This is a genomic window from Chryseobacterium gambrini (assembly GCF_900156825.1).
In the GTDB taxonomy this organism is placed as follows: Bacteria; Bacteroidota; Bacteroidia; order Flavobacteriales; family Weeksellaceae; genus Chryseobacterium; species Chryseobacterium gambrini.
Window position 1 is genome coordinate 14,176 of the sequence record NZ_FTOV01000006.1, and the last position, 12,564, is coordinate 26,739.

7 protein-coding genes are annotated in these 12,564 nt (G+C 37.3%); all 7 read left to right on the forward strand.

The window, feature by feature from the left end:
- The first annotated feature begins 80 nt into the window (after positions 1 to 80).
- The 7 genes from BW951_RS12215 (at position 81) to BW951_RS12245 (ending at position 12,439) form a co-directional block, all read left to right on the forward strand.
- A complete protein-coding gene (locus tag BW951_RS12215; RefSeq protein WP_076393178.1) occupies positions 81 to 1,076 on the forward strand; it encodes an isoaspartyl peptidase/L-asparaginase family protein in 996 nt (331 codons plus the stop codon).
- Between the two features lie 84 nt (positions 1,077 to 1,160).
- Complete coding sequence (locus BW951_RS12220) at positions 1,161 to 1,823, forward strand: copper homeostasis protein CutC (RefSeq protein ID WP_076393180.1); 663 nt, start codon at positions 1,161 to 1,163, stop codon at positions 1,821 to 1,823.
- 146 nt (positions 1,824 to 1,969) lie between these two features.
- Positions 1,970 to 4,450 carry a beta-mannosidase gene (locus BW951_RS12225; protein WP_076393182.1) on the forward strand — a complete coding sequence of 827 codons (2,481 nt, stop codon included), beginning with the start codon at positions 1,970 to 1,972 and terminating at the stop codon, positions 4,448 to 4,450.
- 199 nt (positions 4,451 to 4,649) lie between these two features.
- On the forward strand, positions 4,650 to 5,564 hold the full coding sequence (locus BW951_RS12230) for an AEC family transporter (protein WP_076393184.1): 915 nt from the start codon (positions 4,650 to 4,652) through the stop codon (positions 5,562 to 5,564).
- A gap of 785 nt (positions 5,565 to 6,349) precedes the next feature.
- On the forward strand, positions 6,350 to 8,797 hold the full coding sequence (priA, locus tag BW951_RS12235; RefSeq protein WP_076393186.1) for a replication restart helicase PriA: 2,448 nt from the start codon (positions 6,350 to 6,352) through the stop codon (positions 8,795 to 8,797).
- Positions 8,798 to 8,956: 159 nt separating this feature from the next.
- Positions 8,957 to 10,429, forward strand: a complete 1,473-nt coding sequence (gene dacB / locus BW951_RS12240) for a D-alanyl-D-alanine carboxypeptidase/D-alanyl-D-alanine endopeptidase (RefSeq protein ID WP_084196427.1) — start codon at positions 8,957 to 8,959, stop codon at positions 10,427 to 10,429.
- Positions 10,430 to 10,516: 87 nt separating this feature from the next.
- Complete coding sequence (locus BW951_RS12245; protein ID WP_076393188.1) at positions 10,517 to 12,439, forward strand: M1 family metallopeptidase; 1,923 nt, start codon at positions 10,517 to 10,519, stop codon at positions 12,437 to 12,439.
- The last annotated feature ends 125 nt before the right edge of the window (positions 12,440 to 12,564 follow it).

The following is a 12,564-nucleotide window of genomic DNA, read 5'->3' on the forward strand; positions in this document are numbered from 1 at the left end:
TGGGCGGTAGAAAATCTACCGCTTTTTTTATTTCATCTTCATGCGAAAAATCCTTAATTTGGAGCCAAATAAATCTAAGTATGCAAAGTAGAAGAAAGTTTCTGAAAAAATCTGCCGTCGCTTCACTGGCTTTAGCGGTAAATCCGTTGGATCTGTTAGCTAAAAATCAGCCTGAAAACAACAATACAATCATTAATAAACCGATCGTTCTTTCCACATGGAATTTCGGTTTAAAAGCCAATGAAGAAGCCTGGACGATTCTCGGAAAAGGAGGAAGAGCTTTGGATGCGGTCGAAAAAGGAGTACGCCTTGTGGAAAATGATCCGGAAGAGAGAAGTGTAGGTTATGGCGGTCGTCCCGACAGAGACGGAAGAGTTACTTTGGATGCCTGTATTATGGACGAAAACTACAATATCGGATCTGTTGCGTGTCTGGAGAACATTAAAAATCCAATTTCCGTAGCAAGGGCGGTAATGGAAAAAACACCTCACGTAATGCTTGTCGGGGACGGAGCTTTGCAATTTGCCGTTTCACAAGGATTCAAAAAAGAAAATATTCTCACTCCCGAATCCGAAAAAGAATGGAAAGAATGGCTGAAAGACAGCAAATATCAGCCGATTGTAAACATTGAAAATCACGATACAATCGGAATGATTGCTCTGGATGCGAACGGAAATCTTTCAGGTGCGTGTACAACGAGCGGAATGGCTTTCAAAATGCACGGAAGAGTAGGAGACTCTCCGATTATAGGGGCGGGTTTGTTTGTGGATAATGAGGTGGGTGCAGCAACAGCAACCGGTCATGGTGAAGAAGTGATCCGAACCGTAGGAACGCATTTGGTGGTAGAATTAATGAGACAGGGAAGAACGCCGCAACAGGCTTGTAAAGAAGCTGTTGAAAGAATTGTAAAAATTACACAGCGTAGAAATAAAAATCTGAAGGATATTCAGGTGGGTTTTATTGCCCTCAATAAAAAAGGGGAATATGGCTCTTACTGCATTCAGGATGGGTTTAATTTTGCGGTGTACGACCAGAAAGGAAACCGTCTGGAAAAACCAGGTTTTGCATTAAAATAGATGTAGTCATCAATAGGAACGGGCTTTAGCCCGTTTTTCAAAATAAAAAATCCATTGGCTTTAGCCAAAACTTAAATTAAAAAGATGTCAAAAATAGAAATAGCGTGCTTCAATCCGGAATCTGCATTAATCGCTTTTGAAAACGGTGCAGACCGAATAGAATTGTGCGACGGATTAAGCGAAGGCGGAACCACGCCGGATTTTGAAACCGTACAACAGCTTAGAGAAAAAATCAATATTCCAATCTTTGTGATGGTTCGTCCTCGTGGCGGAGATTTTACTTACACTGATGAAGAATTTGAGCAGATGAAATCAGATCTGGTTCAATTAAAATCTTTAAACGTAGACGGTTTCGTGTTCGGAATTTTAGATGAAAATGATGAGGTGAATATTGAACAGAATAAAACTTTGGTTGAACTGGCAAAACCTCTTCCGTGTACTTTTCACCGTGCCTTCGACCGTGCGAAAGATTTGGAAAAATCATTGGAAAAAGTCATTGAATGCGGCTTTACAACCATCCTTACTTCCGGACAGAAACCCAATGTTTCGGAAGGAAAGGAACATCTTAAAAAATTAGTAGAGTTATCCAATGGCAGAATCGAAATTCTTGTCGGTGGCGGACTTCGGTCATCCAATATCGAAGAAATCAGGGAGTTTACCAAAGCAGGATATTTTCATTCTTCAGCGATTACGGATGGAGGAGCTTTTGCGAATGCTGAAGAGATTGTTGCTTTGAAGAATAAGTAGTAATATGAAATTTTAACTAAAAATATACGTCGAGTTTGTCATTCTGAATGAAACGGAGTGGAGTGAAGAATCTAAATATAAATGTTGAGATTCTTCCTTCGTCAGAATGACAAAGCGTTTGAATTTTACTAATAATCAATCTCTTAATGAACAAAATTTTACTTTTTACTTTCCTTTTCCTACAAATCTTGACCAACGCACAATTCTCTGAGCGCAATTTATCCTCTGAAAAATGGAAATTCAAAAATTCTAAAGAGAATAATTGGTTGACTGCTTCTGTTCCGGGAACTGTTCATTTGGATTTGATGAATAACAAGATCATTCCCGATCCTTATAAAGATGAAAATGAAAAAAAAGTACAATGGATAGAAAATGAAGACTGGGATTATCAGACTTCATTTAACATTTCTTCAAAGGATTTAGAAAATCAAAATATTGAATTGATTTTTAATGGATTGGATACGTTTTCTGAAATTTATTTAAATGGAAAATTGATTCAATCGACAGACAATATGTTCAGAAAATGGACAATTCCGGTTAGACAAAGTTTAAAGAACGGTGAAAATATTTTACAGGTAAAATTCAGATCTGCGGTTAATGTCGGAAAAGAATTAGCCCAAAAAGTTCCTTTCACCACGCCGGAATCTCCGAGAAGTTTTGTGAGAAAAGCGCAGTATCAGTTCGGTTGGGATTGGGGACCGAGATTAGTGACGGCAGGAATCTGGAAAGACGTTAAGTTAAATTTCTGGAACATTGCGAGGCTTGATCATGTAAAAATCGAACAAAAAATTTTAACAAAGCAAAAAGCGGATTTAAATATTTATGCTGAAATTTTCGCTACAGAAGAAGGGAAATACAGTTTTTCAATTAACGGAAAATCTCAAAATATTTCTTTGAAATCCGGATTGAATTTAATTTCAATTCCTTACCAGATTCAAAATCCGAAATTATGGCAACCCAACGGTTGGGGCGATCCGAACTTATACGATATCAAAGTTTCTTTACAAAAAGATTCAAAAATGATTGCTGAAAAATCTGAAAAAATCGGACTGAGAACAGTGGAATTAATTCAGGAAAAAGATGAAAAAGGAAAATCATTTTATTTCAAAGTAAACGGAAAACCAATGTATGCGAAAGGAACCAATTGGATTCCGGGCGACAGCTTTTCTCCGAGAATAACGAAAGAAAAATATCAGCAGTTGATAAAAGCCTGTAAGGATGCGAATATGAATATGATCCGTGTTTGGGGAGGTGGAATTTACGAAGATGATGAATTTTATAAAGCCTGCGACGAAAATGGAATTTTGGTGTGGCAGGATTTTATGTTTGCAGGAAGCTTTTATCCGTCCGATGAAAACTTTCAGAAAAATGTAGAATTGGAAGTGAAAGACCAGATCGAAAGGATTCAGAATCATCCTTCTCTGGCTTTGTGGTGCGGAAATAACGAAATCGATGAAGCGATTGTCAATTGGGGTTATCAGAAACAATTCAAATATTCAAAAGAAGATTCTTTGCAGGTCTGGAAAGATTACAAGAAAATTTTTCATGAAGTAATTCCGGATGCTGTTAAAAAATATGCAACAAGTGATAAGCAAATCTATTGGGAAAGCTCACCGTCAATCGGATGGGGACATAAGGAAAGCCTTATGGAAGGCGATTCCCATTATTGGGGCGTTTGGTGGGGAGAACAGCCGTTTGAAATATACAATGAAAAAGTTCCGCGTTTTGCTTCGGAATATGGTTTTCAGGGAATGCCGACGTTGGAAACCACAAAATCCATGTTTTCAGGGAATCCTGAACTGGATTTGAATAATGGAACCATCAAAGCCCATGAAAAACATTCCAGAGGTTGGGAAATTATTGAAAATTACATGAAACGTGACTATATCGTTCCGACAGATTTTGTGAAATACAATTATGTTTCGCAGTTGCTTCAGTCTCGCGGAATTCAGATTGCCATTGAAGCACACCGCAGAGCAAAACCTTATAATATGGGAACTTTATACTGGCAACTCAACGATTGTTGGCCTGTCGTTTCATGGTCTTCCATAGATTATTTAGGAAACTGGAAAGCACTGCATTATCAGGTGAAAAGGAGCTTTGAAAATCAGGTGATTTTAGTGGAAGAAAAAGAGGGAATTCTAAATTTTTACGGAATTAATGACGGATCTGATACAATTAAAGACGTAAGCTTAGAGTTTGAAGTTAATAATTTTAAAGGTGAGAATATTCTTGCTGCAGTTTCAACCCCGAAACAGAATTGGGAAGGAGCTGTAAAGTTTGATTCTTCATCTATCAATGAACTAGTCGGTGAGGCTGATAAAAATGAACTGTTTTTAAATGTAATTTTAAGAGGAAAAGGTGAAAAAATAATTGCCGAAAGCAACTATTTCTTTGCAAAGCCAAAAGATTTAAAATTAATAAAACCCAACCTCAAAATCAGGAAAATATCTGCCACTGAAATTGAAATTTCTACAGATGTTTTGGCAAAAGACGTTTATCTGATAGGAGATACCCATTTCAGCGATAATTTTTTCGATTTGCTTCCAAAAACATCCAAAAGAATTATCCTTTCAAAACCATTGGAGAAAATAGAGGTGATGAGCTTATTTGATACGATGAATTGATATTAGATTTATATAAAGCTGCTATTCTGAATATATACAGAAAGTTTACAAACGGAGTTCAGAATCGTAATTAAAAATACTTTGTAGCCAATGCAATAGATTCTTCCTTTGTCAGAATGACAAAAATAAAGTTTTTTGATAATGGGAAATAAGCGATTAAAAAGAAATCAACCGTAAATTTGCACAATAATTCAAAACTATGGTAAATTTTGTTCTGATTGCAGTGTGCATTATCGCGGGAATGGTTTTCAAGGCAACAAAATCCATCCATCCCGATGCGCATAAAGGAATCAACACCTGGATTCTTTATCTTGCACTTCCGGCGGTTTCATTCAAATATTTACCGAAAGTTCACTGGTCGGCAGAAATGCTGTTTCCGGTGGTGGCGACTTTTCTCACAGCGGTTTTCTGCTTTTTCTTTATGATGTTTTACAGCAAAAGCAAAGGCTATTCACGGCGTTCCCAAAGCACTCTGGAACTCATAAGCGGCTACAGCAATACTTCCTTTATCGGTTTTCCGCTGATCTCCGCTTTTTACGGAGAAAGTTTATTGAGTATTGCCATTATCTGCGATCAGACCATGTTTTTTGCACTTTCAACATTAGGAATTATTGCGGCTTTAAAAGGAGGAAGCAAATCCGGAAAGATCAGCGCAGCATTTATTCTGAAAAGACTCGTTACCTTTCCGCCTTTAATTGGCTGTATCGCTGCATTGATTCTGTCTCAGTTCGTTGATTTCACTCCTGCAGAACCTTTTTTCGATAAATTAGCGGCTACGGTAAGTCCTTTAGCTTTATTTTCAGTCGGATTACAACTGAAATTCAATGGCTGGAAAAAACTGATTCCCCAAATGTCGGTTTCCATGTTTTACAAACTTATTCTGGCTCCGGCAATAACGCTCGGATTAGCACTTTTACTCGGAATAAAAGGAAATATTGCCAGAATTACCATCTTCGAATCGGCAATGCCTACAGTCGTTACCTCAAGCATTATTGCGGAGCAGTACCGATTAAATACAAAACTTACCAATTTAACGATCGGCTTCAGTATTATTGCAGCTTTTTTTACTTCCGCAGTCTGGTTTTACATTATCGATTACTTTTTTAGTGGGTAAAGGAAGATTATTATTTTAACGTGAGTTCGATGTAAAAACAATGCAAAAACATCAATGGGGATTTAGCCTATTTTAATGATTAAGATAACAGTTGGCTTTAGCCAAAATGTAAACTAAATTTCGGTTAAAATCAATTTTGATTATAAATTTTCACATTGGACTAAAACTTAACTCTCTTAAACTCTCAAACGCTTCAACATTTTTTTTGGAGCTTTTTCCGGCTTTCCACTGTATCTTTTGGGTTACGGGCTCCGCTTCGCTCCGCCCGCAACCCAAAAGGATGTCGTTGCAATCCGGGCTAAATAAAAACTCATGGCGACAAGCAGCGCGACGAAACAATCTCCAATTGAACCGATAAATTTTGAAACTTTTGTATGGTTTAGATTCTTTCAGAACGAAAAATTGATGTTTGTTTAAGTAAAATAGTAGAAACTCAATAGAGTTTTATCTGTGTAGACATCATATTCGGAAGATATTCAGCGTTCCGTAGGAACGCTATCTTTAGACTATTTATCGTATTATACATATCAATCCTACGAATTGATAGATTTATTCTTATTTATACACAGATTCTGCTCCCAAAGAATCAAAACTCCTTTTGATAATAAGCTTTAAATATTTCATATCATTTGCTGAGTGAAACGCCTTAGCGAACGAAAAATATACATAATCATTTAAAGAAAATCTTAGCGGTCATTGCGCTTAAAAGTATCCCATAAAACACACCATCAAAAAAATTGCAGTTCACAAAAGAAAAAATTAATTTTACACTTTAAATTTTTCCCTTGAATTACGCCCAGATTGTTTTACCGTTAAACCTAAAAGGATCTTTCACCTATAAAGTTCCCGAAGAACTGCAAACAGGAATTCAGACAGGAATGAGGGTTTTGGTTCCTTTTGGCGGAAAAAAAATCTATACGGGAATTGTTTTTGAACTTCACAACAATGCGCCCGAAACTTTTGTGGCAAAAGAAGTTATCAGTCTTCTCGACGATCAGCCGATTGTTCCGCAGGAGCAGATTAAATTCTGGAACTGGCTTTCCGACTATTACTTGTGCGGTTTGGGAGAAATTTACCGTTTTGCGTTTCCTTCGTCTTTGAAACTTGAAAGTGAAACCTACCTCAAGCTGAAACCAAATGTGAAAGTTGACTTTGAAAACCTCGATGTTAACGAAATGTATCTAATTCAGGCTTTGGAAGTACGGCAGTTGATTAATCTAACTGATATTGAAGCATTTATTCCTAAAAAAGATATCATTAAAACCGTCAATTCTTTAATTGATTTGCAGTATATTGAAATCGATGAAAAAATTGCTGAAAAATACAGAGCTAAGGAAGTTGCCTACGTAAAAATCAACGATGAGGTTTTACAGCGTCAAAATCTTACAGAAATACTTTTATCCTTAAAAAGAGCGCAAAAGCAGAAAGATCTTTTCCTCCATATTTTAGAAAAGCAGACCGAAAATCCTGATTTGCCCATCAAAAAATCAGAACTTTTTGAAGACGGATATTTCGGAAGTTCGCACTTTAAGGCTTTGGCAGATAAAAATCTGGTCGAAGAATATTATATGCAGAAAGACCGTATCGAAAGCTATGAAGGTGAAATAGAAGAGATCGAAGAACTTTCGGAAGCCCAGAAAGAGGCGAAAAATGAAGTGGATGAAGCCTTTGAAGAAGGAAAAAATGTTCTGCTTCACGGAGTAACTTCTTCCGGAAAAACACATATTTATTTAGAAAAGATCGAAGAATGCATCAGCGAAGGAAAAAATGTACTGTTTTTACTTCCCGAAATTTCTTTAACCAAACAGATCACTCAAAGATTAGAAAAAAAATACGGAAGACAACTTGGGTTTTACCATCAGAAACTTACAGATTTTGAGAGGGTGGAAGTCTGGAGAAGAATCAGGCAGAATGATATTAAAGTTTTAATCGGAACACGGAATTCTCTGTTTTTACCTTTTCAGAATGTGGGATTGGTTATTGTGGATGAAGAACATGATTCTGCGTACCGTCCGAGAGAAGTTTCTCCTTATTTCAATGCAAAAGATGCGGCGTTGGTTTTTGGGAATTTTTATGGGGCAAAAGTCATTTTAGGCTCTGCAACACCTTCTGTGGAAAGCTATTACAACGCCAGAAAAGATAAAATGAAGTACGTTTTTCTGGAAGAGCGTTTCGGAAATGTCAATCTTCCTGAGTATGAACTGATTAATTTTAAAGAAGCCCAGGAATCCAAAAAAGTATCAGGGAATTTTTCTTTGCAGTTGATTGACGAAATAAAAAAGGTGATTGAAGAAAAAAATCAGGCAATTGTTCTTCACAACCGCCGCGGTTACGCCAATGTTGTGGAATGCGAAACCTGTGGTTACGTAAACTACTGCTCCAACTGCGATGTGGTGATGACGTATCATAAAGCTGCTAATGAAATGAAATGCCATTACTGCGGACAGAGAGCATCAAAACCCAAAGTCTGCCCGAAATGTCATTCCGAAAACCTGAACGAAAGAGGAGTAGGAGTAGAGCAGATCCATGAAGAAGTATCTAAATTATTTCCCGATCAGGAAGTGGACCGAATGGATGTGGATTCCATGAGAAAGAAATTTGCCTACGAAAAATTATACGAAAAAATTGAAAACCGAGAGACAGACATTGTTGTCGGAACACAGATGATCTCAAAAGGTCTGGATTTTGATCACATCGAGCTGGTTGCCATTCCAAAAGCCGATTCCTTGTTATATGTTCAGGATTTCAGAGCAGAAGAAAGAGCTTATCAACTCATTACTCAGGTTTCCGGAAGAGCGGGAAGAGTTTCCGGAAAAGGAAAAGTGTTAATACAGACTTTTAATCCGGATCATTCTGTTTTTCAGTTAATTAAAATGAATAGCCCGGCAAAAATTTACAAATATATTTTAACGGAACGCCAGAAATTTCATTATCCGCCTTTTACAAAGCTTATTATGATAGAACTGAAGCACAGGAGAGAGGATAAAGCCAATCGCGCTTCCCAGTTTTTAGGATCAATCCTTAGAAAATATCTTCCCGAAGATTGTGTTTTGGGTCCGGAAAAAGCTCAGATTGCGCGACTTAACAATCTCTATCAGTTCCAGATCATGCTGAAACTTCCTAAAGGGAAAAAGTATGAAGAGTATAAAAAAAGAGTTTTAGCAAGTCTGAAAGAATTTGATGAAATTACAGCGTATCACAGCATCAGAAAAGACGTTTTTGTGGATTTTTAACAATTTTTAACAAACTTTATACTCTTTTTATAATAGTCTACTGAACTGCCATACAACAATATTTTCTACATTTGATCGTTGATTATATGTTTGGTGTTTTGCATTTCAATTTAACCCGTTGATTTTGAAACCATCCAAACTATAGCAAAAGAAAAATAGATGGTAAATTTCAGAAAGTATATTTCAGGTGTTGCGGTACTGGCTTCAGGATTTTTTCTTGCACAGTCTACCGTTTCTACAGTTCTGTATTCTCCGGCTTACGACAATCAGAAGAGCAGTTTAAACTTACCTTCTCCCATCACTTCCATGGTGGAAAAAACTATTTTGTCGCCGAAAGAACTTGTAGACATTAATGTAAACACTATGATGACCGATCCTGTGCTGAAAAATGCAACTTGGGGATTCGTAGTGTACGACCCGAAAACGAAGAAAGTAATTTCTTCGTATAACGAAAATACTCCTTTAGTTCCTGCTTCTACAACGAAATTATTAACTACCGAAACGGCAATGAACATGCTGGGCGAAAGTTATCGTTGGAATACCCAATTAGAATATTCAGGAACAGTGGATGAAAACGGAGTGTTAAACGGAAATCTTTACATCGTCGGAAGCGGAGATCCTTCTTTAGGAACCAATAAAGGCGGAGCTTGGGCTTACAGAGACATTATTACAGATTTCAAAGAAGGACTTTCTCGTGAGGGAATCAAAAAGGTAAATGGGGATATTATTATCCAGACAGCGCTTTTCAAAGGCAATATTTCGAAGCTTCCGGAAAATGTTGTATGGTTGGAAAACAATAATTACTATTTGCCGGTTGGTACAACGAAAGAGATCAATCCTGCCAATGAAAAACTGATTGTAAAGAAAGGAAACAACTTTTCAACCGATAAGAAGTTTTTCTATGTTTCTCCGTACAACAATCAGATGGTTTACGCAGATAAATACGAAGGCGACGGAATTTTAACAACAAAATTACCCGATGCTCCGGCTTATCTTGCCAATTCTTTCAGAACCACTCTGGTAAAAAGCGGAATTCCGGTAACAGGGAAAGTAACTCCTAAAATGACGGATGCGAATCCCGAAGCCAGAAAATTAGTTTCCGTGTATAAATCTCCTACTTTAGCGGACATTATTTATTATACAAATCAGCACAGCGATAACGGTCTTGCTGAAGCATTGTTAAAAACGGTTGGTTTTCAGAGTCTTGGAGACCAGACCACAGAATCCGGAAGAAAAGTAGTAACGGAACATCTTAAAAATGAAGGTTTCGATATGCTTGGTTTAAATTATATCGACGGAAGCGGACTTTCGAGAAGCAATAACGTAACGCCGATTGCCCAGGCAAAATTCTTAACTTCTTTAATGGATGAAAAATATTATAAAACATATTTAAATTCATTGCCGATTGGAGGACAGTCCGGAACGTTGAAAAGAATGTTCAACGGACTTGGAAACGGACAGGTTTTTGCAAAAACAGGAACGCTGAATAAAGTAAAAACATTAGCAGGATACATGAAAACGAATACAGGAAAAACGCTGGTTTTCTCTTTAATGGTGAACAATTACGCAGGTTCTGTAGACATGGTAAAGAAAAGAATGGAAAAAATTCTTGAACCTGCTTTAGATTTATAGAATTGTTAAAATTTAACGAATAATAAAACCTTTTAATCATCGATTGGAAGGTTTTTTTATATCTTTGATATATTTTTTAAATTGAATATGAAAAAGTTTTACTTTTTAGTTTTGGGTATGCTTACTTTTCAGCAACTAAGCGCTCAGAATGAAAATATCGAAAGAAAAGCGATGATGGCGAAGGAAATGAAATCTTTCGCTCACAAAATGGCGGTCGGAAACGTCAACCCGAATACCCTGAATTACGATCTCCAGTATCAGAGGCTAGATCTTACCATTAATCCGGCGGTGTATAATGTTTCGGGTTCCGTAACTTCTCATTTTAAACCCAATCAGAGTTTAAGCTCTATTTATTTTGATCTGGATAATCAGATGACGGTTTCGGGAGTGCAGTATCACGGAACGCCGCTTACTTTTCAGCAGTTGTCTACCAAAGAACTGAAAATCAACTTCCAGTCTGCTCTTGCGGCAAATGTTTTGGATTCTTTAACGGTAACGTATTCAGGAGCGCCTGCAACAACCAATAATGCCTTTTTTAACGGAACACAGGGCGGAACCGCAGTTTTATCTACTTTAAATGAACCTTACGGAGCGCAGGACTGGTTTCCTACAAAACAGAGTCTGAACGACAAAATTGAAAGAGTAGATATAAAAGTAACCACCCCTTCACAATACAGCGTTGCTTCCAACGGAAAGCCCATGTCTGAAACCATTTTAGGCAATGGTCAGAAACTGACGTTCTGGAGAACGCAGTATCCGACTGCAGCATATCTGATCGCTCTTTCCATAACCAACTTCGTAAAATTAACGGATACGATGGGAAATCCTCCTTTTCCGTTCATTAATTATATATTTCCGGCAACGTCCACGAATACGACAAGTATGAATAACATCGACTGGACAAAAACGGTTATGAATACTTTTGAAACGTACTTCGGACCTTACCCTTTCCGAAATGAAAAATACGGACATATGGAATTTCAGGCGGGTGGCGGAATGGAACATCAGACCATGTCCTCCATGGCGGGATGGAGCAGAAGTCTCATTGCCCATGAGTTGGCTCACCAGTGGTTTGGAGACAAAGTAACCTGCGGTGCGTGGAACGACATCTGGCTGAATGAAGGTTTTGCCACGTTTGGAGAACATGTTGCGAATGAAAAATTGCTGATGACGAGCACAGACTTTTTAAATTATCTGCTGACTCAGAAAAACTTTGTTACAGGTTCGCCAACAGGAAGTGTTTATGTTGCTGATGCCAATCTTAACAGTGTAGGAACCATTTTCAACAGCAGATTGTCTTATTCAAAAGGAGCGTATGTGCTGAGAATGCTGAAATGGATTTTGGGAGATGCTGTATTTTATCAGGCAATTCAGGAATACCATTCCAGACCGAATTTGGCTTATAATTATGTGAAAACTCAGGATTTTAATGCGTCTTTATTAACGTCTACCGGAAAAGATTTTACAGAATTCTTCAACGACTGGATTTACGGACAGGGTTATCCTACGTATGACATCCGTTGGAAGCAGGTAGGAAATACGCTTACTTTTAAAGCATCTCAGACGCAAAGCAGTTCAACGGTAAGTTTCTTCGAAATGCCTTTACCGATCAAAGTAAACGGAACAGGAGGACAGGTCGCTTATTTTGCTTTGAATAATACGACCAACAACCAGTATTTTACGCAGTCGGTAACATTTCCGGTGGCAAGTGTAGAATTTAATTATGAATATCAGATTCTGGACAGAAATTCTACAGTAACTCAGGATAACACATTGGGAACTGCAGATTTAGTTAAAGAAGAATTTGCTTTATATCCGAATCCTGCTAAAAATGAACTGAATTTAAAAGGCATTACAAAGCCTACAGATTTCACCATTTACTTTACAGACGGTAAATTGGTAAGACAGGGAACGTATCAGCCTAAGAAATCAATCAATATTTCAGAACTGGTTCCGGGAACGTATATTTTTAAAATTAACGATAAGAACGTGAAGTTTTTAAAGAAATAATTTTTACAGCATAAAGTAAAAACCTTCAGATTTTCTGAAGGTTTTTTGTTTAAAAATGGTTAAATGAAATTGGATAATAGGTGTATAAAGATCTTTCTGAGGAAAATATTAAATAAAGTAGTTCC